28 protein-coding genes are annotated in these 25355 nt (G+C 75.3%); 15 read left to right on the forward strand and 13 right to left on the reverse strand.

Annotated features, from left to right (window positions below):
• Positions 1 to 192: 192 nt before the first annotated feature.
• Both AB0424_RS00005 and AB0424_RS00010 read right to left on the reverse strand, forming a co-directional pair.
• Positions 193 to 837 carry an FMN-binding negative transcriptional regulator gene (locus tag AB0424_RS00005; RefSeq protein ID WP_366300902.1) on the reverse strand — a complete coding sequence of 215 codons (645 nt, stop codon included), beginning with the start codon at positions 835 to 837 and terminating at the stop codon, positions 193 to 195.
• A gap of 15 nt (positions 838 to 852) precedes the next feature.
• A complete protein-coding gene (locus tag AB0424_RS00010; RefSeq protein WP_366300903.1) occupies positions 853 to 1536 on the reverse strand; it encodes a pyridoxamine 5'-phosphate oxidase family protein in 684 nt (227 codons plus the stop codon).
• A gap of 23 nt (positions 1537 to 1559) precedes the next feature.
• Here AB0424_RS00010 and AB0424_RS00015 point away from each other — a divergent pair, with 23 nt between their 5' ends.
• A complete protein-coding gene (locus AB0424_RS00015; RefSeq protein ID WP_366300904.1) occupies positions 1560 to 2894 on the forward strand; it encodes an aminotransferase class I/II-fold pyridoxal phosphate-dependent enzyme in 1335 nt (444 codons plus the stop codon).
• Between the two features lie 232 nt (positions 2895 to 3126).
• Here AB0424_RS00015 and AB0424_RS00020 read toward each other — a convergent pair whose 3' ends face one another.
• The gene (locus AB0424_RS00020; protein WP_366300905.1) at positions 3127 to 4116 is read right to left on the reverse strand and encodes a DMT family transporter; all 990 of its coding nucleotides are present in this window, start codon (positions 4114 to 4116) and stop codon (positions 3127 to 3129) included.
• Positions 4117 to 4190: 74 nt separating this feature from the next.
• Here AB0424_RS00020 and AB0424_RS00025 point away from each other — a divergent pair, with 74 nt between their 5' ends.
• Complete coding sequence (locus AB0424_RS00025) at positions 4191 to 5093, forward strand: LysR substrate-binding domain-containing protein (protein WP_366300907.1); 903 nt, start codon at positions 4191 to 4193, stop codon at positions 5091 to 5093.
• Positions 5094 to 5160: 67 nt separating this feature from the next.
• On the opposite strand, the gene AB0424_RS00030 is transcribed toward AB0424_RS00025, so the two are convergent.
• Positions 5161 to 5628, reverse strand: coding sequence for a pyridoxamine 5'-phosphate oxidase family protein (locus AB0424_RS00030; protein WP_366300909.1), 468 nt, complete (start codon positions 5626 to 5628; stop codon positions 5161 to 5163).
• A 76-nt stretch (positions 5629 to 5704) separates the two neighbouring features.
• On the opposite strand from AB0424_RS00030, the gene AB0424_RS00035 reads away from it, so the two are divergent.
• On the forward strand, positions 5705 to 6385 hold the full coding sequence (locus tag AB0424_RS00035; protein WP_366300910.1) for a cysteine hydrolase: 681 nt from the start codon (positions 5705 to 5707) through the stop codon (positions 6383 to 6385).
• On the opposite strand, the gene AB0424_RS00040 is transcribed toward AB0424_RS00035, so the two are convergent.
• Positions 6372 to 6779, reverse strand: coding sequence for a Rieske (2Fe-2S) protein (locus AB0424_RS00040; protein ID WP_366300912.1), 408 nt, complete (start codon positions 6777 to 6779; stop codon positions 6372 to 6374). The genes AB0424_RS00035 and AB0424_RS00040 overlap by 14 nt on opposite strands.
• Before the next feature lie 196 nt (positions 6780 to 6975).
• Here AB0424_RS00040 and AB0424_RS00045 point away from each other — a divergent pair, with 196 nt between their 5' ends.
• Both AB0424_RS00045 and lepB read left to right on the forward strand, forming a co-directional pair.
• A complete protein-coding gene (locus AB0424_RS00045) occupies positions 6976 to 8040 on the forward strand; it encodes an AraC family transcriptional regulator (protein WP_366300914.1) in 1065 nt (354 codons plus the stop codon).
• Positions 8041 to 8190: 150 nt separating this feature from the next.
• Positions 8191 to 8799, forward strand: a complete 609-nt coding sequence (gene lepB / locus AB0424_RS00050) for a signal peptidase I (RefSeq protein ID WP_366300916.1) — start codon at positions 8191 to 8193, stop codon at positions 8797 to 8799.
• 61 nt (positions 8800 to 8860) lie between these two features.
• On the opposite strand, the gene AB0424_RS00055 is transcribed toward lepB, so the two are convergent.
• Entirely contained in the window at positions 8861 to 9502 is a 642-nt protein-coding gene (locus AB0424_RS00055; RefSeq protein ID WP_366300918.1) for a TetR family transcriptional regulator, read from the reverse strand.
• A 190-nt stretch (positions 9503 to 9692) separates the two neighbouring features.
• Here AB0424_RS00055 and AB0424_RS00060 point away from each other — a divergent pair, with 190 nt between their 5' ends.
• The 6 genes from AB0424_RS00060 to AB0424_RS00085 all read left to right on the forward strand — a co-directional run bounded on the left by AB0424_RS00060 (position 9693) and on the right by AB0424_RS00085 (position 13441).
• Entirely contained in the window at positions 9693 to 10373 is a 681-nt protein-coding gene (locus AB0424_RS00060) for a DUF6230 family protein (protein ID WP_366300920.1), read from the forward strand.
• A gap of 102 nt (positions 10374 to 10475) precedes the next feature.
• Entirely contained in the window at positions 10476 to 10973 is a 498-nt protein-coding gene (locus tag AB0424_RS00065) for a DUF6114 domain-containing protein (RefSeq protein ID WP_366300922.1), read from the forward strand.
• The gene (locus tag AB0424_RS00070) at positions 10970 to 11746 is read left to right on the forward strand and encodes a DUF6230 family protein (RefSeq protein ID WP_366300924.1); all 777 of its coding nucleotides are present in this window, start codon (positions 10970 to 10972) and stop codon (positions 11744 to 11746) included. The genes AB0424_RS00065 and AB0424_RS00070 overlap by 4 nt, the downstream gene beginning before the upstream one ends.
• The gene (locus AB0424_RS00075) at positions 11740 to 12132 is read left to right on the forward strand and encodes a DUF6114 domain-containing protein (protein ID WP_366300926.1); all 393 of its coding nucleotides are present in this window, start codon (positions 11740 to 11742) and stop codon (positions 12130 to 12132) included. Before AB0424_RS00070 ends, AB0424_RS00075 begins: the two co-directional genes overlap by 7 nt.
• On the forward strand, positions 12129 to 12743 hold the full coding sequence (locus AB0424_RS00080; RefSeq protein WP_366300928.1) for a hypothetical protein: 615 nt from the start codon (positions 12129 to 12131) through the stop codon (positions 12741 to 12743). The genes AB0424_RS00075 and AB0424_RS00080 overlap by 4 nt, the downstream gene beginning before the upstream one ends.
• Complete coding sequence (locus AB0424_RS00085; RefSeq protein WP_366300930.1) at positions 12740 to 13441, forward strand: DUF6230 family protein; 702 nt, start codon at positions 12740 to 12742, stop codon at positions 13439 to 13441. Before AB0424_RS00080 ends, AB0424_RS00085 begins: the two co-directional genes overlap by 4 nt.
• A 66-nt stretch (positions 13442 to 13507) precedes the next feature.
• Here AB0424_RS00085 and AB0424_RS00090 read toward each other — a convergent pair whose 3' ends face one another.
• The 4 genes from AB0424_RS00090 to AB0424_RS00105 form a co-directional block, all read right to left on the reverse strand.
• On the reverse strand, positions 13508 to 14266 hold the full coding sequence (locus tag AB0424_RS00090) for an anti-sigma factor (protein ID WP_366300932.1): 759 nt from the start codon (positions 14264 to 14266) through the stop codon (positions 13508 to 13510).
• Positions 14263 to 14799, reverse strand: coding sequence for an ECF RNA polymerase sigma factor SigK (gene sigK / locus AB0424_RS00095; RefSeq protein ID WP_366301823.1), 537 nt, complete (start codon positions 14797 to 14799; stop codon positions 14263 to 14265). Before sigK ends, AB0424_RS00090 begins: the two co-directional genes overlap by 4 nt.
• A 53-nt stretch (positions 14800 to 14852) precedes the next feature.
• Entirely contained in the window at positions 14853 to 17126 is a 2274-nt protein-coding gene (locus tag AB0424_RS00100) for an MMPL family transporter (RefSeq protein ID WP_366301824.1), read from the reverse strand.
• 165 nt (positions 17127 to 17291) lie between these two features.
• Positions 17292 to 17783: a MarR family winged helix-turn-helix transcriptional regulator gene (locus AB0424_RS00105; RefSeq protein WP_366300934.1), complete on the reverse strand. Its 492-nt coding sequence runs from the start codon at positions 17781 to 17783 to the stop codon at positions 17292 to 17294.
• Positions 17784 to 17906: 123 nt separating this feature from the next.
• On the opposite strand from AB0424_RS00105, the gene AB0424_RS00110 reads away from it, so the two are divergent.
• The 4 genes from AB0424_RS00110 to AB0424_RS00125 all read left to right on the forward strand — a co-directional run bounded on the left by AB0424_RS00110 (position 17907) and on the right by AB0424_RS00125 (position 22751).
• The gene (locus AB0424_RS00110; protein ID WP_366300936.1) at positions 17907 to 19541 is read left to right on the forward strand and encodes an SDR family oxidoreductase; all 1635 of its coding nucleotides are present in this window, start codon (positions 17907 to 17909) and stop codon (positions 19539 to 19541) included.
• Positions 19542 to 19712: 171 nt separating this feature from the next.
• Positions 19713 to 21086 (forward strand): deoxyribodipyrimidine photo-lyase, encoded by a 1374-nt coding sequence (locus AB0424_RS00115; RefSeq protein ID WP_366300938.1) that lies wholly within the window; start codon positions 19713 to 19715, stop codon positions 21084 to 21086.
• A 110-nt stretch (positions 21087 to 21196) separates the two neighbouring features.
• The gene (locus AB0424_RS00120) at positions 21197 to 21814 is read left to right on the forward strand and encodes a sigma-70 family RNA polymerase sigma factor (RefSeq protein WP_366300940.1); all 618 of its coding nucleotides are present in this window, start codon (positions 21197 to 21199) and stop codon (positions 21812 to 21814) included.
• Positions 21815 to 22100: 286 nt separating this feature from the next.
• Positions 22101 to 22751, forward strand: a complete 651-nt coding sequence (locus AB0424_RS00125; RefSeq protein WP_366300942.1) for an alpha/beta fold hydrolase — start codon at positions 22101 to 22103, stop codon at positions 22749 to 22751.
• A 79-nt stretch (positions 22752 to 22830) separates the two neighbouring features.
• Here the strand turns inward: AB0424_RS00125 and AB0424_RS00130 are convergent, their stop codons facing one another.
• From AB0424_RS00130 to AB0424_RS00140, 3 genes are all read right to left on the reverse strand, one after another.
• Positions 22831 to 23418, reverse strand: a complete 588-nt coding sequence (locus tag AB0424_RS00130; RefSeq protein ID WP_366300944.1) for a GNAT family N-acetyltransferase — start codon at positions 23416 to 23418, stop codon at positions 22831 to 22833.
• Positions 23419 to 23542: 124 nt separating this feature from the next.
• Positions 23543 to 24544 carry a MerR family transcriptional regulator gene (locus AB0424_RS00135; RefSeq protein WP_366300946.1) on the reverse strand — a complete coding sequence of 334 codons (1002 nt, stop codon included), beginning with the start codon at positions 24542 to 24544 and terminating at the stop codon, positions 23543 to 23545.
• A gap of 43 nt (positions 24545 to 24587) precedes the next feature.
• Entirely contained in the window at positions 24588 to 25298 is a 711-nt protein-coding gene (locus tag AB0424_RS00140) for an adenosylcobinamide amidohydrolase (protein ID WP_366300948.1), read from the reverse strand.
• Between the last annotated feature and the right edge of the window lie 57 nt (positions 25299 to 25355).

The raw sequence follows: 25355 nt of genomic DNA on the forward strand, positions 1-25355 counted from the left end.
CGTACGGGGCGTACTCGCGCTTTCGCCCGGTGCGGCGAGAGCGCGTGCCAGGCGTCGCGGGGCAGAGGGGAATGTGACGACAGGCCCTAGGGGGCGTCTCGTCGGCCGGCGCGAGCCCTGCCTGATCGACAAGCCTCCCAAGGGGGGGGCGAGGGCACGGGCCGCCCGGCCCGTGCCCCCGTCGGCTCCGTCTCAGCCTGTGGTGCGGCGGCGGAGCTGGTGGGCGCGGGCGGCCAGGTCGCCGGGACCGGAGCGCTCGGCGAGTCGGTCCGCCACGCGGTCCTGGACGTCCTGCGGCTTGTTGCCCGCGTACTTGAACTTGGCCCGCACCTCGGTCACCTCGAGGCTCAGCACCCGGATGCCCGGCAGCATCCGGCCGAACGGGGCCTCGCCGGGAACGGCCGGCGCGGTGCCGCCGTCCGGCTGGAAGTGGGCGACCTGCAGGTTGAGCAGCTCGGCCTTCTCCGCCGCGTCGTCGACCACGCGTGCGGTGCAGCGCAACTGGACGGCCGCGTAGTACGAGGTGGGGGTGCCGTGCTCGGCCGGGGCGCCGGCAGGGGCCGTCCAGGTGCCCGGCACGAAGACGTAGTCGTCGACCACGCTCAGCAGCACCACGGGGTCGGCCTCGACGGCCCGCCACAGCGGGTTGGGGCGGGCGAGGTGGGCCAGCACCCGACCGTACGGGCCCGGCTCGGCGTCGTACCGGAAGTGCAGCGGCTGCACCCACGGCGGGTCGCCGGGGAGGCCGTTGACGGCGAGCTGGCCGAAGTCGTGGCGGGAGAGCCACGCGCGCCACTCGCCCTCGTCGTGGGCGGCGTCCCAGGGATGGATCAGCATCGGGTCCGTCCGTCCTCAGAGCGCGGCGAGGTAGTCGGGCAGGGCGACGGCCGGGTCGAGGTCGTCGGCCGGGACCGGGGCGCCGTAACCGCCCTGCAGGGGGACCACGCCGGACCAGTGGGGCAGGCCGAGGTCCTCGGCGTCGTCGTTGGGACCGCCGGTGCGGACCTTGGCCGAGACCTCGTCCAGGTCGAGCCGGATCACGGCCGTGGCGGCGAGCTCCTTGGCGTTCGCGGGCCGCGAGTCGGCGGATCGGCCCGGGACGACCTGGTCGACGAGGGCGTCGAGGGCGGTGCGCAGCTCCTCCGGGTCGGTGACCTGGTGGGCGGTGCCGTGGACGACGACCGAGCGGTAGTTGAGCGAGTGGTGGAACGCCGACCGGGCCAGGACCAGGCCGTCGACGTGGGTCACGGTCAGGCAGACGGGCAGGCCGGGGGCCTTCACCCCGTCGCCCGTGGCGCGCAGCGGGCGCGAGCCGGTCGAGCCGTGGACGTAGAGCCGGTCGCCGACCCTGCCGTAGAGCGTGGGAAGCACGACGGGAGCCCCGTCGCGGACGAAGCCGAGGTGGCAGACGTACGCCTCGTCGAGTATCGAGTGGACCAATGCCTTGTCGTACGACGCACGCTGCCTGGAGCGGGTGGGCACGGTCCGGTCGGTGGGCGTGTAGGTCTCGGCGGCGGCGGTCATTGCGTACTCCATTGCACTAGTGCATAATCTCTTTTGTGCTAGGAGAGTATCGGATCGAAGGTCGTCGCGCATCGGACATCGCCGCCAGCGTGGAGCGCGGAGTCGGCACGGGAGCCCTGGAGCCCGGTCAACTGCTGCCGCCCATGCGCGAATTGGCCCAGACGCTCGGCGTGAACGCCAATACGGTCGCCGCCGCCTACCGCACCCTGCGGGAACGCGGCGTCATCGAGACGGACGGACGGCGCGGCAGCCGCGTCCGGCCCCGGCCCGCCACGACCGCGCGCGGCTCCATCCGGGTCGACGCCCCCGCCGGCGTGCGGGACGTGAGCAACGGCAGCCCCGACCCCGCCCTGCTGCCGCCGCTCGGCGACGCCCTCGCCGAGGTCGCGCGGCGGTACGCCGAGCACCCCGGCCTGTACGGAGAAGCCCCGGTCGACGAGGAGTTCGCCCGGCTCGCACGTGCCGCCTTCGACGCCGACGGGGTGCCGGACGGACCCGTCGGCGTCGCCTCCGGCTCCCTCGACGCCGTCGAGCGCGTCCTCGCCGCCCACCTCAGGCCCGGCGACGCCGTGGCCGTCGAAGACCCCGGCTGGGGCAGCCTCCTCGACCTCGTCCCCGCGCTCGGCCTGCGGCCCGTCCCCGTCCCCGTCGACGACGACGGGCCGCTCCCCGAGGACGTCGAACGCGCCATCCGGCAGGACGGCGCCCGCGCCGTCATCGTCACCGACCGCGCGCAGAACCCCACCGGAGCGTGCGTCACCGCGGACCGCGCCCACGCCCTGCGCCGCGTCCTCGCCGCCCACCCCGACGTCCTCCTCGTCGAGGACGACCACGGCCACGGCATCGTCTCCCAGCCGCTCCACCCGCTCGCCGGCGTCACCGACCACTGGGTCCTCGTCCGCTCCGTCGCCAAGGCGTACGGCCCCGACCTGCGCATCGCCGCCTTCACCGGCGACCCCGAGACCCTCGACCGCGTCCTCGGCCGCCAGCAGCTCGGCCCCGGCTGGGTCAGCCGCCTCCTCCAGGGTGCCGTCGCCCACCTGTGGGCCGCCGACGCCGTCGACCCCTCCGCCGTCTCCCGCTCCTACGGCAGGCGCCGCGACGGCCTCGTCCGCGCCCTCGCCCGTCGGGGCGTCCCCGCGCACGGCCGCGGCGGCATGAACGTCTGGGTCCCCGTCGCCGACGAGACCGCCGCCGTCGCCCGGCTCATCGCCGAGGGGTGGGCGGTCGCGCCCGGTGCGCGCTTCCGCATGAACACGGGGCCGGCCGTCCGGCTGACCGTCTCCTTCCTCTCCCCGTCCGACATCGAGCCGCTGGCGGATGCGGTGGCGGGGGCGGCGCGGAGGGGGGTGGCGCGGAGCTTCGGGTAGGGATGCCTGGAGCCTAGGCCCGGCAGGGGGCGCTGTTCCGTTGTGCCCACCCTCCCCCAAGCTCTCGGCTTCGCTCGAGCAGGGGGGACCCCCATCGCCCCAGCGGAACGATTGCCCACAACGAGGTGGACCCCTTGGCCCCGTCCGATGGGTGGGCCCGCCCCGGCGGAACGATTGCCCACAACGGGGTGGGCCCACGGCCCCGTCCGAGGGTGGGCCCGCGCCGGCGGGGTCAGGGGCGGGGGCGGCGGGAGGTTCGGGTTTGGGTGAGGGCGGCGCCGGCGAGGACGACGAGGGCGCCGACGGGGGTGTTCCAGGTGAGGTGTTCGTCGAGGAGGGCGACGCCGGCGGTGGTGGCGATGACGGGGATGAAGTAGGTGACCATCGAGGCAGTGGTGGGGCCGACCTCGGCGACGACGCCGTACTGGAGGAGCATCGCGTACCCCGTGCCGAGCGCGCCGAGCGCGATGACGGCGAGGAGGGGGAGCAGTTCGACGGAGTGGGGGACCGAGGTGAAGAGCGGGGTGACCACGGCGAGCTGGAGGGTGGCGAGGCCCACCTGGGAGCCGGCGAGGGAGAGGTGGGAGGCGCCGGTGTCGGCGAGGGTGCGGCGGACGTAGATCCAGCCGACCGCGTAGCTGAAGGAGGCGAGCAGGGCGAGCGCCGTGCCGGTGACGTCGAGGCCGGAGAAGCCCTGCCAGGCGCCGAGGACCGTGAGGACGCCCATGAAGCCGATGCCGAGGCCGGCGGCGCGGACCCGGGTCGGGCGGTCCTCGGAGAGGGCGACGAGCGAGAGCAGCATGCCCCAGAGCGGGGTGGTGGCGTTGCAGATGCCCGCGAGGGTCGAGGGGATCGTCAGCTCCGCGTACGCGAACAGCGAGAACGGCAGCGCGTTGAGGAGGAACGCCGCGACCGTCAGGTGGCCCCAGACGCGGGCTCCCCGCGGAAGGCGGTCACGCTTCACGACGAGGGCGACGGCGAGCACCGCCGTGCCGAACAGCAGCCGCCCGAAGGTGACCTGGAACGGGGCGAAGCCCTCCGTGCCGACCTTGATGAAGAGGAAGCTGAAACCCCAGATCAGCGCCAGTGCGCCGAAGCGGACCCGCCAGTCGAGCAGCCGTGCGCCACGGCCGGGACCGGCGGGGGTCGCGCGGGCGGCGGAGGCGGGGGCGGGGGCGGCGGTGCGGGCGGGTGACGGCGAGGGCGGTGCTGCGGGGCTCATGCCCCTCAGGGTGACCGGACCGACGTCGTAGAACAAGCGAGAATTCCTCGACCCCTTCCCTTAGCATCGCTTACATGTTGAATATGGAGCGCCTGCGCACGCTCGACGCCCTCGCGCGGCACGGTTCGGTCAGCGGCGCGGCCGACGGACTGCACGTCACGACCTCGGCCGTCTCCCAGCAGCTGTCCAAGCTGGAGCGCGAGGTGGGGCAGCAGCTGCTCGCCAAGAACGGCCGGGGAGTGCGCCTCACCGACGCCGGCCTCCTGCTCGCGGAGCACGCCGCCCGCATCCTCTCCCAGGTCCAGCTGGCCCAGGCCGACATCGAGGCCCAGCGCGGACAGGTCGTGGGCGAGGTACGGGTCGCGGGCTTCCCGACGGCCGCCCGCGGGCTCTTCCCCACCGCGCTCGCCGCCCTGCGCGAGGGGCATCCCGAGCTCCGCGTCCGCACGACGGAACTCGAACCCGAGCAGGGTGTCCGCGCGGTGCTCCGCGGCGACGCCGACCTCGCGCTCGTCCTGGACTGGAGCAACAAGCGGGCACCTGTCCCCGGCGGCCTGCAGCGCGCCCACCTCCTCGACGACACCGCCGACGTGGCCCTGCCCGCCGGGCACCGGCTCGCCGGGCAGGACGCCGTGGACCTGGTCGACTTCGCCGACGAGGAGTGGGTGTCCTGGCCCGAGGGCGAGTTCTGCCACGACTGGCTGATGTTCACCCTGCGGTCGCAGGGCATCGAGCCGCGCATCGGCCACCTGGCGGGGGAGCACCACACCCAGCTCGCGCTCGTCGCGGCGGGCCTCGGCGTCTGCGTGACCCCGCGGCTCGGCCGCGCGGTGCCGGACGGCGTCGTCTTCGTTCCCGTACGCCAGCAGGTCCGCCGCCACATCTACGCCACCTGGCGCGCCGACGCGGGCCGCCGCCCCTCCGTACGGGCCGTGGTGAGCGCCCTGCGCGCGGCCGCCGGGCCGCTGGAGAGCTGACCTGCGCCGGAAGCCCCGGCCGTCGCGGGCCGGGAGCCCGCGGTGCCGGCCGGGGTGGACGGGCCCGTCAGAGGGCGGCCAGTTTGCGGAAGTCCCACGACGCGACCGCGTCCGGGGTGAGGCGGAGCCAGGCGTGGCGTCCGTCGTGGGGCATCTCGGAGAGGCCGAAGTTCTTGGCGGCGAAGAGCTGTTCGGGGACGTCGAGTTCGGGACAGGGGGCGCCGGTGCGCGGCGCCTCGCCGACGAAGACGGCGGTGCCCGACAGCTCGACCCCGCGCAGGTCGCCGTACTCCTCGCCGTCGTCGATCACGACCGCGATCCGCGGATCGGCCCTGAGCTCCGCCCAGCGGCGGCTACGGGTGATCGAGTACAGCCACAGGGAGGTTCCGTCCCAGGCGAACCAGAGCGCGCTGACGTGTGGTCGGCCGTCGGCGGAGACGGTGGCGACCCGGCAGGTGCGCTGTTCGGCGAGGAAGGAGTCGAGCTCGGCCGGGGTCATCATGATCCGGCGTCCGCGGCGCTGTGCGACGCTCATCGTGCGCACCCTTCTAGATTTCTGACGAGACGTCAGAAAGCATGGAGGGCCATCCGCGCGCGTGCAAGGGGAGACCATGGGTCAGAGTTCGACAGAACGGCTCGGGGAGCGGCTCCGGCCGGACGGCGGGGTCGTGCTGCTCACCGTCGAATGCCAGCAGGGGGTCGTCGGACCGGAGAGCGCCCTGCCCGAACTGGCCCTGGCGGCCCGCAGGTCGGGCGCCCTGAGGAACGTCGCGCGGCTGGTCGCCGCGGCGCACGAGGCCGACGTCCAGGTCGTCCACGCCGTCGCCGAGCGGCGTCCCGACGGACGGGGCGCCAACTCCAACGCGCGGCTGTTCCGGGCCGCCGCCCGGCTGCCCGTGCAGCAGCACAGCGGCAGTACGGCGGTACGGATCGCCGAACCGATCGAGGTCGCCGACGAGGACCTCGTCGTGCGGCGTCTGCACGGGCTCTCGCCGCTCGCCGGCACGGACGTCGACGCGCTGCTGCGCAACCTCGGCTGCCGGACGCTGATCGTCACCGGCGTCTCCGCCAACGTGGCCGTGCCCAACGCGGTTTTCGACGCCGTGAACCTCGGCTACACCGTGGTGGTGCCCGGGGACGCCATCGCGGGGGTGCCGGCCGACTACACCCCCGCGATGATCCGGCACACCCTCGCGCTGGTCGCCACGATCACGACGACCGACGACGTCCTGGCGTGCTGGAAGGCGCCCAGGGGCGCCGGGCGTCCCGGAGGCGCCGTCAGCCGAGGCTGATCTCCTCGCCCACCACCTGGATCGGCATCGGCGGCAGCGGGGCGGTCGCCGGGCCGGACTTCACACTGCCGTCCGACACGTCGAAATGGCTCTGGTGGCACGGGCAGACGATCGCGCCGCCCTCGACGGCGCCCACGGCGCACCCCGCGTGCGTGCACTTCGAGGAGAACGCCTTGAACTCGCCGGCCTTCGGCTGGGTGATCACCAGCCCCCGGTCGGCGAGTACCTTCCCGCCGCCCACCGGGATGTCCCCGGTCTTGGCCAGCGGGGCGTCCGTCGGCGTGTCCGCCGCCGTGTTCTTGTCGTCCGCGCCGCCCCCGCAGGCGGCGAGCGCCGCCGCCAGGCCCGCGCTGCCCGCCGCCGCGACCACCGTCCGGCGTGCCACTCCGCTCATGTACTGCCCCTCTTCCCTCGGTGCACTGCTGTCGGCACCTGACGGTACGGCTGTGAGCTGTGTCCCGTTCACAGGATGGGGTCTTCGACCGCCTTACAGTTCGCAGTAGAGTGTCGGAAGTTGGACATCCTTCGATGAAAGTGTCCAGCCCTGGCTGCCCGGGGCTGCCCGACGTCGCCGGAACGGGGGCCCGTACATGCCGACGCACTCGGTCGGCGCCCATCACGTACGGGCCGTGCTCCTGGGCGCGGAGCGGCGCGGGATGGCCGCCACGTCGCTGCTCACGCGCGCCGGGCTGCCTGCCGCACTCGTCGACGACCCCCGCGCGCGCGTGTCGGCCGACCAGTTCTGCCGGCTCCTTCGGATGCTGTGGGCCACGCTGGACGACGAGTTGATCGGCTTCGGCGGGGCGCCCAGCAAGGTGGGCACGTTCGCGATGATGGCCCACGTCGCCGTCCACGGCAGCCGGGACCTGCGCGAGGCGCTCCGCCGCTGCCAGACCTTCTACTCCCTGTTCCCCGCCGGACCGCGCTTCCGGCTCGTGGAGCCCGTACCCGGCGGGGACGGCGAACCCGACGAGGCCCGCGTGGAGTTCGACGTCTCCGCGTACGACGATCCGCTCCACTTCGGCGCGGAGTCCACAGTGCTCGTCGCGGACCGCTTCGCCGGCTGGCTCATCCGGCGCCGGATCGGGCTGCGGCGGGTCGAGTTCGTCCATCCCGCCCCCCGGCACGCGCGCGAGCACGCCCTTCTGTTCGGAGCCCCTTGCGTCTTCGGCGCGGCCCGCACCGTCGCCGTCTTCGACCGCGCGGACCTCGACGAACCCGTGCTGCGCGACGCGGCGGCGCTCAAGACCTTCCTGCGCCGCGCCCCGGTCGACGTGCTCGTCCGCGCCGACCACGGCGCCACGGTGACGGGCCGGGTGCGCCACCTCATGGGCCGCGCCCTCCCCGCCGGGCCCGTGCCCACCCCCGAACAGCTCGCCGAGCGGCTGGCCGTCAGCCCGCAGACCCTCCGCCGCCGACTGGCCGCCGAAGGCACCACCTACCAGCGCCTCCGCGACCAGGTGCGGCGCGACCACGCCATCGCGGAGCTGGCCGCCGGCCGCGTCTCCATCGAACGCCTCTCCCACCGACTCGGCTTCTCCGAACCCAGCGCCTTCCACCGCGCCTTCCGCCGCTGGACCGGCGAGACCCCCCGCGCCTACCGCGCCCGCCCCGGGACGGCGGCCCCCCTCTCCCAGGGCGGCCGCCACGAGTGAGGCACCGGCCGCCCGCCCGCCGGCGCCCCCGGGGTCAACAACCCTGAGCGGTACGGTCACGGCCGTGGTGCGTGGGTGGGCCTACCGTCCCGGCATGACCGAAAGGGACGGGTCCGGGGGCGCGAGGGCTCCGGGCGGGGAGTGTGGCCGGTGAGGGCGGGGCGGGCGGTCGGGGTCGCCGCGGGGGTGGTCGTGCTGCTCTGCGCGGTGGCCGGGGTGGCGGTGACGGCTCTGGCGGTGCGGGTGGACGGGACGAGCATGGCGCCGACGCTCCGGCCGGGGGACCGCGTACTCGTGGCGCCGGGGTCGGACGGGGAGGCGCACCGGTTCGACGTGGTGCTGCTGCGGGCGACGGGCAGGGACGCGCTGCTGGTCAAGCGGGTGATCGGGCTGCCCGGTGATCGGGTGGCGGTGGTCTCCACTCCCGACGAGCCGTTCGTGGTCCTGCTCCAGGAGGGCGGGCGGGGGCCGGTGTACCGGGTGGTGGCGCCGCAGTGGGACGCGCAGGCCCGGCGTACCGGGGCCTGCTGTGCGCCGGACGGGACGCGGTCGGGGCGGCCGGGGCTGAGGACCGTCCCCGAGGGTGCTTTCTTCTACCTGGGCGACAACCCCGACCTGTCGGACGACTCGCGGGTGTACGGCTGGGGGGAGATCGGCCGGGTCGAGGGGAGGGTCGGACTGCGGGCCTTCCCCGTCGCCTCGGCGCGGGACATCGGCCACCGTCCCGTGCTGGAGGAGTACCGGGGGGCGAGCCCGTGACGGCCGGGCCCCGCGCGGCGGGCGCGATCCGGAGAGCGGCGCCTGGGGGGTGTCCTGCCGATCATGCCGGGCTCGCGGCGTCCGGCACCGCGCCTCGCGGCCCCTGGTGCGCGTTCTCGTGGCCGGTGCTCAGGGCGACCCGGACGACGGTGTCGGCGATGCGACGGGCCGACACCTCGGGTGAGGGGCCGGCCTGGACGATGTGGCTGGCGGTGAGCCGGACGGCCGCGTCCACGGCGAGTTCGCGGGCGACGGGGTCGACGCTCGGCCATGCCTCGGTGACGTAGGCGTCCGCCATCGCCGTCGCCGTGTCGAAGGCCGCCGCGGAGCGCGTGGTCAGGTAGGAGAGGAGTCCGTCCTCGCCGGTGCTGGTCAGCATGGCCTTGATCAGCGGATTGCGGCCGGCGAGCGTGAGGGTGAAGCCGACGGCCGCCTCGACGGCCGCGTGCAGGTCGTCGGGGTGCGCGTCCAGGCCCTGCTGGATGCCGACGAGGCAGCGCTCCAGCTCGCGTCGGAAGAGGGCCTCGCCGACGGCCTCCTTCGAGGGGAACTCGGAGTACAGCGTCTGGCGGCTGACGCCGACCGCGTCGGCCAGGTGCGCCATGCGCAGCTTGTCGAAGCCGCGGTCCGCGACCGCCTCGTACGCGGCGTCCAGCAGCCGCTCGCGCAGCAGTGTCCGGACCGTCTCCCTGAAGCGTGGCATCGGCCAAGCCTAGTGCCGGCGCAATTCTTCCCAGGATTGTCCGAAGTGTTGACACTCCCTCCAAGAGTGTCCAATTCTCGAACAGGCAGCCGCACGGTGTCATCCGTCTCGGACCATCCGGCCGCGGGACGTACGGCTGCGTTCGCCTCCCCACCCGCGCGCCTCGTGCGGGACGACGGTTGGAGATCACATGCAGAACGAGACCAGGGGCGTCACCCGCTGGCGGAGATCGGCCTTCCTGGCCCTTCCGGCGACCGCGGCCGTCGCCGCGATGGCCACGGCGATGGTCCAGGGTGCGCTCGCCGCGAACCTCTCGCTGACCAGCGTCCCCTTCACCCTCAGCTCGAAGACCGTCGCCGCGCCCCAGGGCATCGGCGCGGTGATGCACACCATCGACGCCGGCGGGGCCAAGGGCGCCGCCGAGGTCGGCATCGCCAAGGCGGGGCTCGACGGCATCTGCGTCCACGCCGTCCAGTCCGTGAACCTCCCCGTCATCGGGAGTCTGGGCACCTGGTCGCTCAACATCTCCTCGCCCGCCGCGGCGACCCCGCTCACCAGCGACCAGCTCGTCTCCGGCGCCGGGCTCCAGGCCAACAAACTCGTCCTGGACGCCCAGTCGCTGAAGGCGGCGACGGCCACGCTGAACGCCGGCGACGCCACCCCGAACGTCATCGGCGCGGCCGCCGACGGCGCCGGGATCAAGGGCACCGGCATCAACGACGGCACCCCGGGCCAGTTCGGCCTCGACGCCACCGGCGGCCGGACCGACATCAGGAACCTCAGCGCCGACGCCAACGGCGCCACGATCTCCGGCGCGATCACCCTGCCCGACCTCGCCATCGCCATCGCCCACGGCGACAAGGGCTGCTGACCCCGCGCGCCACCCGCCACCCTCACGGACCGGGTCCCCGCGCGACCGGTACGCGCGCGGGGACCCGGCCCCTCCCCCCCGACCCACCGCTGAGAGGCAGCCATGACCACCGATCCGCCGCCCGAGCCGACCGAGGGGCCCGCCCCGAGCCGACAGCGCCGCGCGCGCCGCGCGTTCCGCCGCTGGCGCCGCACCCGGCCCTTCTGGGCGGCCCTGTGGACCGGCGCCGGCGGCTTCGTCGTCTTCTTCCTGCCGATGGCGCCGCTCGGCAAGATCCTCCAGGTCGGCGTCGGAGGGATCGCCGGCATGGCCGGCGGCGTCGTCCTGATGGCGATGGCCGCGCTGATCCTGCTGATGCCCGGCCAGCGGCACACCGCCGGCGTCCTCGCGGTGATCGCGGGGGTCGCCTCCTTCCCCCTGTCCAACCTCGGCGGCCTGTTCGTCGGCATGTTCCTCTCCGTCCTCGGCGGCTCCATGGCCTTCGCGTGGCTCCCCGAGAAGCCGGCCGGGAGGAGCGGCGGCGGCCTGCTGCGCCGTACGCGACGGCCGGCCGGCCCACCGCCCGTGCCCCCCGTGTCGGTCGGGAGCGGATCCGTATGACACGCCGGACAGACCGCATCGGGCGGTCCCTCGCCCGGGCCCGCGCCGCCGGCCCGCGCGCCGTCGCCGACTGGAACGCCCGGATGCTCGCCGAGGCGGCCGACGGCACCCGGCGGGGCACCCGCTGGGGGCGCGGCGCGCTCGCCCTCGTCCCCTCGGTCCTCGCCATCGGCGCCCTGGGCACCGCGCTGGCGCAGGGCGCGCTCGCCGCGAACTTCAGCGTCACCGGGCAGCCCTTCAGGCTGACCTCCAACGGAGTCGAGGGCACCGGCTTCGGAGCGATCGTCAACACCCCCGCCGTGGGGCGGCCGGACGGCACCTCGACCACCGACACGGCCATGGCGCGGGTGGGCTTCGCCAGCGCGGGGCTCGCGGGACTGTGCGGCATCGTCCACCAGACCATCGCCGGAGTGCCGTACTCGCTGCTCCTGACGGGCGGCCAGAAGGTGGCGGCGACTCCACCGGGGAGCTTCACCACCGACATCGACGCCTCCAACCTGTACATCCAGGCCACCGAACTCCAGGCGTACGGACCGACCACCCTCCAGAACGCGGTGCTCGGCCAGTCCGCCGACCAGGTCACCGTCGCCGGCAAGCCGCTCACCGGCGCCCTGCCCGGCGGCTTCGGGCTCGGCTCGGCGGGCGGCGAGGGCGGCAGCTCGATCAGGCTCCACGGCCTGAACGCCACCGCGTACGACGCGGAGATGGCCGGGGCGCTGGTCCTGCCCGACCTCAGGATCAGGGTCGTCGCGGGATCGGCGACGACATGCTGAGCCGGGCGAGGGCGGCGCGCCTGTGGTTCCGCGCCTTCCGCCGCACCCGGCCGTTCTGGGGCGGGGTGTGGCTGGTCGCGGGCGGCTGGACCGTCCTCAGGTTCTCCCTCAGCTCGCTCCAGCTGATCGTCAGCACGGGGTTCGGGGGGATCGCCGGCTACCTCGTCGGCGGCGGGATGATCCTCTGCGGGCTCATCCCGATCGCTCTGCCCGCCCAGCGGTACACCTTCGGGCTGATCGGCGCGGTCCTCGCGGTCGTCTCGCTGGTCGTCTCCAACCTCGGCGGGTTCCTCCTCGGCATGGCGCTCGGGGTCCTCGGCGGCTCGATGACGGTCGGCTGGGGCGCCAAGCGCCCGTGCCGGACGCGCGAGGCGGTGGACGGGTGAGCGCCCGGGCGCGTCACAAGGCGCTCGCGGTGCCGGCCGCCCTGCTGCTCGCCGTCGTGACGGCCCTCTGGTCCGGGCAGCCGAGCAGCGCCGCCGGACCGGCCGCCGCCCCCCAGCCGCTGGGTGTGCCCTTCCTGCCCGCCCCCGACCCGCTGCACGTGACGATCTCCAGCATGGTCGCCGTCTCGATGACGGTGGACAAGAACGTCACGATCCGGCTCTCCGACGGCACGACGCGGACCACCACCCAGTACACCTTCACCAAGCTCAAGATCCGCTCGCACATGAACGTGACCCAGCGCGCGGCCGGTCACACCGTCACCATCGACGTGCCCGGGGAGGGCTCCCTCGGCGGCTACGACAGCGCGGGGAAGCCCGAGACGACCACGATGTGGGGGAACATCACCCACGTCTGCGTCCGGGTCCTCGTCAGGATCTGCGGGGTGCAGGGCCTGCTCGACTTCTTCGGCTCGTTCATCCCGCTCACCGCAGGCGCGGAGGATTTCGTCGGCGACATCTACGCGATCCGCACGGTCGACGACCACGCCGCACTCGACTCCACCGACAACCCCGTCCACCTCCCCGGGACCATCACGGTGACCACCCCGTGAGCCCCGGCCACCGCCTCGTCGAGGGACGCACCCACTGGCGCCGCTCCCTCGCCGTCGCCGTGCCGGCGCTGCTCGCCGCCGGCGGCATCGGCACCGCCATGGCCGGCGGAGCGCTGGCCGTCGGGCTCCGCATCCAGGACCGGCCGGTCGACTTCACCACCAGCAGCCTCTACGGGACGCAGTACGGTGCCGCCGTCGTCGACCAGACCGTCGTACGGCCCGACGGGAGCACCGCCACCGTACGGGTGCTCCGCATGGGCTTCGCCGACGGCGTGCTCAACGGACTGTGCCTGAGCCGGCGGCAGGAGATCGCGGGAGCGACGTACACGCTGCTGCTGACGCTCGGCGACGACGACCCCGGCTCCTGGGAGATCAGGACCAGGAACACCGTCCTCGACCTGCGCAGCGCCACCGGGGTCCTCGACATGGACGGCGTCGTCGACCTCAACGTCAACGGCGCCGACGTGAAGACCGTCAAGGACGCGGGAGGCGCGTACGTGGTCAACCCGCTGGACAGCCCCCCGCACCGGTTCGGGATCCAGGCGCGCTACGCGAAGTTCGACCGGATCGTCGGCACGGCCCAGGACTTCCAGATCCCGGGCCTGCTCACCACGCCCGAGCTCAAGCTCGCCGTCCGGCCGGGAACGGTGGCCTGCCCCGCCCCGGCCGCCCCGACGGGCACCCCGGGGACGCCGTAGCGGCGGCTCCCGGGGCCGTCGGACCCGGGACCCGCCGCGCGTGGACGCCTTCCCCGCGGGGCGCCGTCACACCTTCGGCATGGCCATGGTGGCGACCGGTGCCGAGGTCGGGCGGGGCGAGCCGCCCTCGGGCTCCACGGTGATGCCGATGCCCGAGGACCCGTTCACCGCGCCCGCGAGGAGGGTGGCGGAGCTCTCCGTCCCCGTGGGCATCAGACCGGCCGGCCGCATCGTCCCGGAGTCGTCGTACCAGAGCTGGTAGACCTTGCCGGGGGGCGGCGTCGGCATCCCCGCGGCCGCGAACACCGCCCGGTCCAGGGACGGGGAGTGGACGAGCGTGCCCACGGCGCCGTCGGCGAGGCGAGCCGTCGACACCCGGGCGTCCGGCGCGGCCAGGACCGCCGCCACGGCCGCCGCCTGGGCCTCGGCCCGGGCCGCCTGCCGGTCGGCGTCCTCCGCGCGCCGGTACTCGATCCCCGCCACACCGGCCAGCGCGACCACCCCGGCGACCGAGGCGGCCAGCGCCCAGCGCGGCAGCCGGCGCAGGCCGAGGCCGCCGCCGGACGCGCGCCCGGAGTGCGGGGTCACCGGGGCCAGCTGGCGCACCCCCTGGATCCGGCGGAGCACCTCGGCGCGCAGCGCGGCCGGGACCGGTTCGGCGGCGGCGAGCCCGAGCCGGGCCGCCGTCTCCGACAGCTCGCGCACCTCGGCGGCGCACGCGGAGCACTGGGCCAGGTGCCGCTCCACGGCGTCCCGCTCCTCGACGCCGTCCAGGGCGTCGAGGACGTAGGCGCCGGTCAGCGTGTGCAGGTCGTCGACGGTCACGCCGTCACCCCCAGGCAGTCGCGGAGCCGGATGAGTCCGTCGCGCATCCGGGTCTTCACGGTCCCCAGCGGCAGCGAGAGCAGCTCGGCGACCTCCCGGTAGGTCAGGCCCCGGTAGTAGGCCAGGGTGACGGACTGCCGCTGGCGCTCGGTCAGACCGCGCAGGCAGCGTCGTACCCGCTCGCGGTCCAGCCGGTTCTCCACCTCCTCGGTCACCTCGTCGTACGCCGGTGTGTGATCGAGCAGCGCGACCCGGCGGGCCCGGTCCGAGGCCGCCTGCTCGGAGCGCACCCGGTCCACCGCCCGGCGGTGGGCGAGGGTGAGCGACCAGTTCAGGACCGTGCCCCGGTCGGAGCGGTAGCGGGCGGCGGAGCGCCAGAGGTCGACCATCACCTCCTGGGCGACCTCCTCGGACTGCGCGGGATCGCGCAGCACCGAGCGGACCACGCCGAGGACGGGCCCGGAGACCCGGTCGAAGACGGCCGCGAAGGCGTCCTGGTCCCCCTGCGCGACCCGGGCCATCAGCTCGGGCAGCGCCTCGTCGCCCTGGTCCGGGGCCCGGCCTGCGCCGACCCGTGCGTGCTCTCTCACCGGATGTGCCCTCCTGTGTTTCCTGGGGTGCACTCCTCCTTCGGAGCGGAGGAGGCCGCGGATTGGTCGGACCGCTCGCCGTCTTCGGGAAGGCGGCTGAGCGCGCCCGGCCACCAGGCCCGGGGACCCAGGTCCCGCACGAGCGCCGGGACGAGGAGCGAGCGGACCACGAGGGTGTCGAGCAGGACGCCGAAGGCGACGATGAACGCGATCTGCACCAGGAAGGCCAGCGGGATCACGCCGAGCGCGGCGAACGTGGCGGCCAGCACCACGCCGGCCGAGGTGATCACGCCGCCGGTCGCGGTCAGACCGATGCGCACGCCCTCGCGCACCCCGTGGCGCAGCGACTCCTCCCGGACCCGGGACATCAGGAAGATGTTGTAGTCGACCCCGAGCGCGACGAGGAAGACGAAGCCGTACAGCGGGACCGAGGCGTCCGTGCCGGTGAAGCCGAGGACGTGCTCGAAGACGAGCGCCGAGACGCCCAGGGTGGCGGCGAAGTTGAGCGCCACCGTCAGGACGAGGAGCACGGGCAGCACCACGGCGCGCAGCAGCGCCATCAGGATCAGCAGGATGATCGCCAGGACCACGGGGACGATGAGCGCGCGGTCCCGCGCGGCCGTGCGCTGGGTGTCGTACTGCTGGGCGGTGGAACCGCCGACCAGTGCGTTCGCCTCCGGGACGGCGTGGACGGCGGTACGGAGGCGGGCGAGCGTCTCCCGGGCGGCGTCGCTGTCGGACGAGGCGCCGAGCGTGGCGTCGATCCGCACCCGGCCGTCCACGACGAGCGGCGCCGTGGGAGCCGGGCGGCCCGTGGCGTCCACCGGGGACGCCGAGGCGACGCCGGCCACGCCCTCGGCTGCGGCCACCACCCGGTCGGCCGCCCCGGCGTCGGCGATGATCACGGCCGGGTTGCCCGCGCCGCCGGGGAAGTGCCGGCCCAGGGTCTCCTGCGCGGCGACGGACGGCGCGTCGTTCACGAAGATCTCGTCGAGCGGCACGCCGCGGGAGTCGAGGGCGGGTGCGAAGGCGGCGCAGGCCAGCAGGCCGGCGAGGGTGACCGCCCACACCTTGCGGGGGGCGCGGTCCACGAGGTCCGCGATGCGCTGCCAGATGGCCTGGCCGCCCTTCGCGACGGAGGGGGCCGCCTTCGCTCCGGCCGTGGTCCGGCCGGTGACAGTGGGCGCGTCCGCCGTGTCCGGGGTGCCGGTCACGGGGGCGTCCGGGCCGGCCTCGGCGGGGAGCGACGTCGGGCGGGCCGGCCAGTACGCGGCGCGGCCGGCGAGGACCAGGGCGGCGGGCAGGAAGGTCAGGGTGCTGACGACCGCGCAGACGATGCCGATCGCGCCGACGGGGCCGAGCGCCCGGTTGTTGGCCAGGTCGCTCACGAGGAGGGCGATCAGGGCGAGGGCCACCGTGGCAGCGCTCGCGACGATCGGCTCGACGGAGCGGCGCAGGGCCTTGCGCATGGCGGCGTAGCGGTCCGCGCCGGGGGCGGCGAGCTCCTCGCGGTAGCGGGCGGCGAGCAGCAGGGCGTAGTCGGTCGCGGCGCCGATCACCAGGATGGACAGGATGCCCTGCACCTGGCCGTCGACCCTGACCAGCTCCGCGTCGGCGAGCACGTAGACGATCGCGCAGGCCAGACCCAGGGCGAAGACCGCCCCCAGGATGATCATCAGGGGTAGCAGGACACTGCGGTAGACGACGAGCAGGATCAGCAGCACCGCGATCAGCGCGACGCCCAGCAGGAGTCCGTCGATCCCGGCGAACGCGCCGGCCAGGTCGGCCTGGCTCGCCGCGGGCCCCGCGATCCACACGGTCGTTCCCGGCACCGCGGCCGCCGCCGCGCGGACCGTGTCGAGCGTCTCCGGCAGCGTGTCGCCCAGGTCGGGGCGGAGCGGCACGACGGCCCGCAGCGCCCGGCCGTCCTCCGAGGCCAGTGCGGGGGAGGGCGGGCCGGCGACGCCCGGACGTCCCGCCAGCGCGGCGACGGCCTCGGTCGCCTCGGCCGCCGAGCCGGTGACCGGCGCGTCACCGTCGCGGGCCGTCCACACCACGATCGCGGGCACGGTCTCCCCGGCGCGGAAGGGCTTCTGCTCCTCGATGACGCGGGTCGACTCGGCGCTGCGGGGCAGGAAGGCGGCCTGGTCGTTGGTGGACACCTCGCCGAGCCGGCCGGCGAAGGGGCCGAGGCCGCCTCCGACGACGAGCCAGACGGCGAGGAGTGCCAGGGGTAGGAGCAAGCGGGTCCGGCGCAGGGCGCGGGGCATGGGGACTCCGAACTGTGTCTCGACCATTAACTATCTCAATGATTGAGAGAAATATGTATCACGACGGCTCCGCTCACGTGTCCTGCGGGTACGACGAAGCCGACCGGTACGAGACTGCTCTCGCCCGCCACTTCGGGCGCGCCCGCCCGAACGGATGCACCCGATTCAGCGACGGGGGACGCGGAGCGCCCCGAGCTCCTCGTTCAGCGTGTTCAGGAAGCGCAGGGCCACCAAGAGCTCCTCGGCGTCGAACTGCTCGCGCGCCCGCTCCGCGGCCTCCGCGAGCGGCAGGAAGTACCGGCGGGCGGCGGCCTTCGCCCCGTCCTCGTACCGGACGTGCACGACCCGACGGTCCGTGCTGTCCCTGGACCTGCGGATGTGGCCGGCCCTCTCCAGCCGGTCCAGACAGGCCGTCACCGCGCCGGAGGTGAGGCCGAGATGCTCCCGCAGACGGCCGGGCGTCAGCGGCTCCGGACTGTCCAGGACGACCGCCAGCGCCTGCACGTCCGTGGGATGCAGCCCCTGCGTCTGAGCGAAGCCGTGGACCAGGCGGTTGATCTCGCCCTGCGTCCGGCGCAGCGCGACGGCGAAGCTCTGCAGGTCACCCGCCGTGCCCCCGGGGGCGGCGGTAGCGTCTCGGTCATCTTCGCGGGCCACAGGCCCAGCCTATAGACGTCGCTCCCGCGCATCCGTCCCGGCCGTCGGGAGAGAAGAATCCACGTGGCGACCGCCCGCGCGGCGCCGCGGCCACCCCCCCCGGGACGGAACGGAGCACATCCCATGGCGACGCACCCCACCCCCGCGCCATCCGACCCGGGACCGGACCCGGCCCCCGGCCCGCCGTCGCCCGACCCGGTCTCCGGCCCGTCCTCGCCCGACCCGGTCCCCGACACCTCGCTCTGCCTCGTGACCGGCGCCGGCGGGTACATCGGCGGGCGCCTCGTCCCCGAGCTGCTCGGCGCGGGGCACCGCGTCCGCTGCCTGGCCCGTACGCCGGCCAACCTCCGGGACCACCCGTGGGCGGACGAGGTCGAGGTGGTGCGGGGCGACGTCACCGACGCGGAGACGCTCCGTCCCGCGTTCCGCGGCGTGGAGGTGGCCTACTACCTGGTGCACTCCCTCTCCTCGGGTCCCGACTTCGAGGAGACCGACCGCCGCGCCGCCCGGACCTTCGCCGAGGAGGCCCGCGCCGCGGGGGTGCGCCGCATCGTCTACCTCGGCGGCCTCACCCCGGCCGGGATCCCGGAGCAGGAGCTCTCGCCGCACCTGCGGTCACGGGCCGAGGTCGGCCGCATCCTCCTGGACTCCGGCGTCCCCACGGCCGTCCTGCGCGCCGCCGTGGTCATCGGCTCCGGCTCCGCCTCCTTCGAGATGCTCCGCTACCTCACCGAGCGGCTCCCCGTGATGGTCACGCCGAGCTGGGTCGGCACCCGGGTCCAGCCCATCGCCGTGCGGGACGTGCTGCGCTACCTGGTCGGCAGCGCCCGCATGCCGGCGGACGTCAACCGGGCCTTCGACATCGGAGGACCCGACGTCCTGACCTACCACGACATGATGGTCCGCTACGCGGAGGTCGCCGCCCTCCGCCCGCGGGTGATCGTGCCCGTCCCGATGCTCACCCCGCGTCTCTCCAGTCACTGGATCGGGCTCGTCACCCCCGTGCCGGCGGCGCTGGCCCGCCCGCTCGCCGAGTCGCTGCGGTACGAGGTGGTCTGCGCCGAGCACGACATCGCCGACCACGTGCCCGACCCGGCAGGCACCCCCGTCCCCTTCGACCGCGCCCTCCGGCTCGCCCTCCAGCGCGTCAGGGAGGCCAGGGTGACCACCCGATGGTCCTCCGCCTCGCTGGCCGGGGCCCCGAGCGACCCGCTGCCCACCGACCCCGACTGGGCCGGCGGCAGCCTCTACACCGACGAGCGGGAGCGGACCGTCGAGGCGGGCCGGCAGGAGCTGTGGCAGGTCATCGAGGGCATCGGAGGACAGAACGGCTGGTACTCCTTCCCCGTCGCCTGGGCCGTACGAGGCTGGTTCGACCGGCTCGTCGGAGGCGTGGGCCTGCGCCGCGGACGGCGCGACGCCCAGCGGCTCAGGGTCGGCGACGCCCTCGACTTCTGGCGGGTCGAGGAGATCGAGCGCGGCAGCCTGCTCCGGCTGCGCGCCGAGATGCGGCTGCCCGGCCTCGCCTGGCTGGAGATGCGCGCCGAACACGACGACGCCACCGGCCGCACCCGCTACCGCCAGCGCGCCCTCTTCCACCCCCGCGGCCTGGCGGGGCACGCGTACTGGTGGAGCGTCGCACCCTTCCACGCCGTCGTCTTCGGCGGCATGGCCAGGAACATCGCGCGGACGGCGGAGAAGGCCGCCGCGGCCCGGGCCCCCGTGCCCGACGCGCCCGTGGCGGGCGAGGCGGGGTAGCCGCGGGGCGCAGTCGGGCGGCCGCATCCGGCGGGGGCCCGCGAGCGGAAGGGGAGTGCAGGACACCACCACGCAGCACGTCCGTACTCAGCCCACCAGCACAGCACCCCGCCGGGTGCGCCCGGTCCCCGTGGCCCGACCTCCCGGTGACCGAACCCCGGGAGTGGCGCCATGACCGTCTCCGTCGTCCTCTTCACCTCCGATCTCCGCGTGCACGACCACCCGCCCCTGCGCGCCGCCGTGGAGGAGGCGGACGAGGTGGTGCCGCTGTTCGTCCGCGACCCGGCCGTCGACCGGGCCGGATTCGCGGCGCCGAACCGGCTCGCCTTCCTCGCGGACTGCCTGGCCGGCCTGGACGCCGGCCTGGAGGAGCGCGGCGGGCGGCTGATCGTGCGCGGTGGCGACCTGGTGACCGAGGTGTGCGCGGTGGTGCGGCGGGCGGAGGCCGACGAGGTCCACATGTCCGCCGGGTACTCGGCCTTCGCGCGGGCGAGGGAGGCGCGGCTGCGGGAGGCCCTGGAGTCCGCCGGATGCCGGCTGTACGTGCACGACGCCGTCACCACCGCCGTACCCCCCGGCGACGTCACCCCGCAGGGCTCGGACCACTACGCCGTCTTCACTCCTTACCACAAGCGCTGGTCGGCGGAGCAGCTGCGCAGCCCCCTCGCGGCCCCGCGGGCCGTGCGGGTGCCCCTCGGGCTGCGCTCGGAGCCGCTGCCGGACCGGTCCTCGGTGGCCGACGTGTCCGAGGGCCTGGCCACCGGTGGCGAGGCGGAGGGCCGGCGCAGGCTCGGAAGCTGGTTGTCCCGGCACGTCGACACCTACGAGAAGACCCACGACGACCTCGCGGGCGACGAGACCTCGCGCCTCTCGCCCTACCTCCACTTCGGCGCGGTCTCGCCGACCGAGGCTGTCCACCGGGCCCGGGCCCGCGGCGGTCCGGGCGCCGACGCCTTCGTCCGCCAGCTGTGCTGGCGGGACTTCCACCACCAGGTGCTCGCCGCACGCCCCGAGACGGCCGTCGAGGACTACCGGCCGCGGCTCGACCACTGGCGGCGGGGGCAGGAGGCGCAGGCGGACCTGGACGCGTGGCGGGAGGGCCGGACGGGCTACCCCGTCGTGGACGCCGCGATGCGTCAACTCGCCCACGAGGGCTGGATGCACAACCGGGGCCGGCTGCTCACCGCCTCCTTCCTCGCCAAGACGCTCTACGTCGACTGGCGCGAGGGCGCCCGGCACTTCCTGGGCCTCCTCGTGGACGGCGACGTCGCCAACAACCAGCTCAACTGGCAGTGGGTGGCCGGCACGGGCACCGACACCCGGCCCCACCGGGTCCTCAACCCCGTCCTCCAGGGCAAGCGGTACGACCCCGACGGCGCCTACGTCCGCCGCTGGATCCCGGAACTCGCCGAGCTGCCCGGCTCCTCGATCCACGAACCGTGGCGGCTCAAGGGCCTCGACCGCGCCTCGTACGACTACCCCGACCCGATCGTCGACCTCGCGGACGGCCTCGCCCGCTTCCGGCACGCCCGCGGCAGGGACTGACCCCCGGCGCACAAGTCGACGCACGAACGATGCGAATTGCGGCGGCGCCTCCTCCCACCGGACGCTGAGGAGGCCGGGAGCACCGGGCTCCGGGCGGAGGAGAGCCCGCCATGACCACCACAGACCAGCCCGCCCGCGCCGACCGGCCCGTGCGTCCCGGCGACCCGTACGACACGCTCTCGGACGAGGAGATCGGCCGCGGGCTCGTCGAGGGCGACGAACGCTGCCTCGCCCTCGCCCACCGGCGCTGGAGCACCCTGGTGCACACCCTCGCGGCCCGCGTCCTCGGCGACCCGCGCGAGGCCGAGGACGTCACCCAGCAGGTCTTCCTCGCCGCCTGGCGCGGCCGGGCCGGATACGACCCCCGGCGCGGCCCCGTGCCCGCGTGGCTGGTCGGCATCACCCGGCGCAAGACCGCCGACGCCCTGACCGCCCGGACCCGCCGGCACGACCTGGTCGCCGCGGCGGGCGCGGCCCTGCCGCCGGCCTCCGCCTCGGCCTCGCCGGAGGAGCCCGGACACGTCCTCGACCGGATCGTCGTCACCCGCGAACTGGCGCGCCTGCCGAGCGTCCAGCGCGACGTGCTCGCCCTCGCCTTCTTCGCCGACCTGACACAGGTGCAGATCGCCGACCGGACGGGACTTCCCCTGGGCACGGTGAAGAGCCATGCCCGCCGGGGCCTCCAGCGCATGCGCCGGGTCCTGGTCGCCGAGGCGGTCGGCGCCTGACCCGCCGCGCTTCGGACCCGGACCCGGCCGACCGGCCCGCGGCACCGAAGTACCCGTCGACGGACCGCTCACCACCACGTGACTCCCCGCCGCCGCGCCCCACCCCGCGGGCGCTGTTCCTGACGGCGTGGAGGAACTGGCAGACTGCGGGCCTCACCTTTCTCTCCCCGCGCGTGACGGCCGGACCGCTCGCCGCGGGGAGTGCCCACCGACTCCTGGAGGCCCCCATGGCGCAGCGGCCCGGTCACGCGGCCGGCACGGCCCGTACGAGCGGGACGGCCGCGCGATGACGGGGTGCAGGACCCGCCGGGCCGGCGGTCCCGGCACGCTCCTCGTACGCAACGCGCCCGAGGCGCCCACGGCCGCCGTGCTGCTGCTCCACGGCGGCCGCGCCGACGGATCGGAGCCGCCGCCCGCGCTGAACCTCCCCGCACTCCGCATGCGCCCCTTCGCCGCCGCCGTGACGCGCGCCGTCCGGGGCCGTGACGTGCTGATCGCCGAGGTGCGCTACGAGCACCGCGGCTGGAACGGCGACCGCGCCGACGCCGCCCGGGACGCCGAGGCCGCCCTGGCGCGGCTGCGCGAGGAGGCGGGCCCCGTCCCCGTCGTCCTGCTGGGACACTCCATGGGCGGCCGAGCGGCGCTCCGCACCGCCGGCGACCCGGCCGTCCGCGGGGTCGTCGCCCTCGCCCCCTGGTGCCCCACCGGCGAACCCGTCGACCACCTCGGCGGCCGGCGGCTCTACCTGCTGCATGACGAGGCCGACCGCGTGACCTCGGCCCGCGAGTCGTGGGAGTTCGTCCGCAGGGCCCGGGCGGCCGGCGCGGACGCGGCGGGCATCCCCATGCCGATCGGCGGACACGCCATGATCCGCGGCGCGGCCCTCTGGCACCGCCGCGCGGCCGAGCTCACCGCGGCGCTGCTCTCCCACGGCTGACACCGGCCCTTCCGGAGGACGGACGCCCTCCAACCCTTCCCGCGGGCGGGCCGGGGTCAGGCGCCGCTCTCCGGACGGCTCACCGTCCCGGCGTCCTCGCCGGTCCGGCATCCTTCTCGCCACCGTCCTCCCCGCCCGGGTACGCGTACCGGAGCACGTCGCGCGTGCCGGTGCCGATCCGGAGGCCGTCCCGCAGCAGCCCCTCGCGGCGGAAGCCGGCGCGTTCGGCGGTCCGCACGGACGCGGTGTTCCACGGTTCGACCTGCAGTTCGAGACGGGTGAGCCCCAGGTCCCGCAGCGCCCAGCCGGCCACGGCCCGCAGCGCGCTCAGCGCGGCGCCGCGGCCGCGTGCCGACGCCACGACCCAGTAACCCACCGACGCGAGGCCGGGGTCCGGCCTCGTCCAGAGGCCCGCGTTGCCGACCGGGCGTCCGTCCGGGTCCACGAGGACGAACGGGTAGCCCGTGCCCACCGCGGCCCTGCCCCACTGCCGTTCGACGAACGCCACCCCCGCCGGATCGGAGTACGGCGTCGGGACCGTCGTGATCGTCGGGATGTACGGGTCCTCCGACGCCTCCCGCACCAGCGGAAGATCGGAGAGGCGCCAGGGCCGCAGCGTGAAGCCGCGCTCGGCGGCGAGTTCGGGCACCTGGAGGTCGCGGTCCATCGGCCCATCGTGCCCGGTCCGGAGCCGGTCCTGCCCGGCGGGTGATGCCGTCCGGAGCCGGGGCCGGAGCCAGGGCCGGGGCCGGAGCGGGGGCCGTAGCCGGGCCGCCGACCGGCTCCGGCGGTCACCCGGCCTCGGCCGGGGTCCCCGCTTCCGCGTAGAGGCGGCCGAGGAGGCCGAGCGCCTCCCGCAGCCCCGTCGGGCGCGCCATGCCCGGCGCCGGGGCGCGGCCCGCCCATCCCGGGCCGGCGAGCACCACGAGGGGGCGGGTCCGTGCCCCCTTGACCCCGAACGCGCTGGTGGCGATCTGCCCGGCGAGCGCGTGATGCGCCGTCGAGCGTGCCTGGGACCAGAGGACGACCGCGGCCGGCCCCATGCGCCGCACGGCGGCGTCGAGCGCCTCGGCGGGGACGGCGGCCCCGAACATCCGGGTGGGCAGGCCGCGTTCGTGGAGACCGGCCGCCAGCGCCTCCAGCGGCAGGGTGTGCTGCTCGCCGGGCACGCACGCGAGGAGCACCGGGGGAGAGGCACCCGTCGGACCGGGCCCGACGGGCGGGGCCTGCCGGAGCGCGGTGGACACGTGCCAGGACAGCAGGTGTTCCACCTCGACGTAACGGTCTCCCGAGGACTCCCACTTCCGGCCGACCGCGTGCAGCGTGGGCGCCATCACCTCCTCCCAGGCGGTGACGAGACCGTGTTCCGCCACCACCTCCCGGAGCAGCGCGTCCAGGGTCGGGCTGTCCAGCCGCACGGCGGCACGGGCCAGCCCGCGGCACTCCAGGCGTACGTCCCCGAGGGGCAGTCCGTTCCCGGAACCCGGCTGGCGGGCCGGGCGGCGCGGGTCGTCCCCCGCCGCGACGGGCGGGGGCGGTGTCTCGTCGGCCGGGTCGACGCGTGTCCGCCGGGCCGTCCTGGCCGCCTCCGCGGGCGGGACGCCCGAGGCGGTGAGCCGGCACATCTCCTCCAGCGCCGCGACGTCGGCCGGGGCCCAGCGCCGGTGGCGGCCGTCCTCCCGTGCCGCGGGGCCGATGCCGTACCGCCGGTCCCAGGAGCGCAGGGTGGTCGGCGACACCCCGAGGCGGCGTGCCACCGCCCCGGTCGTCAGGCCGTGCGCGGAGTCGGACATGTGGCCAGGTTACGACGCACGAACGATGCGAGGGCGCAGAGCCTCACCTCCGCTCCGCCGCGAGCAGGTCGGCGCAGGCCGCCAGGGTCGCCCGGTGCACCGCGCGGGCGAGCCGGGCGCCCCAGAGCGAGCGGGGTCCGGCGAACGACTCGGTGCCCGGCCGGAGGGAGGCGTCGCCGCCGGCCGCGGGCGACGGGGCGGCGACGCAGACCGCGTCCGTGGGGGTGCCGGAGGCGTCCGCGCCGAGCTCGACGAGCGCCTGCGTCTTGGCCTCGGTGGCCGTCGCGACGGCGTTCACCAGGGCGGCGTCGGTGAGCGGCACGGGCAGCGACACGATGATGTTGATCGTTCCGGGGCGCGGAGGCGCGATGTCCCCGGCCTCCGGCGCGGCGGCCCAGCCGCGCACCCCGATGCCGGCGGTGACCAGGGCCTCGGCTCCGCCGTCCGCCGCGTGGCGCCGGTCCGCGACCGAGGCCGCCGTCATGAGCCCCACGCCGGGGCCGTCGAGCCCCGCCCCGGAGGCGAGGCCGCGAAGATGGGCGACCGGGTCGAGGCGGCCGTAGCCGGGGGGCACCTGGGCGTTCAGCACCCAGGCCCGCTCGCCGATGCCCCCGCCGAGGACGGCGCTCGACACCATCCGTACGCCAGGTCCCGGTGCCCATACCAGGAGCGGCCACTCGCGCTCCTGCTCCGTGTGGGAGAGGAGGACGGAGTCGGCGAGGGAACGGCTGGTGAGAAGGGTCCGCGGAAGCACCCCCCACCCTAACGCGGGCCCTTTTCTCACTCGATCGGGTGAGAGACCCATCCGGTC

This window comes from Streptomyces sp. NPDC051180 (assembly GCF_040689545.1).
Lineage (GTDB): Bacteria > Actinomycetota > Actinomycetes > Streptomycetales > Streptomycetaceae > Streptomyces.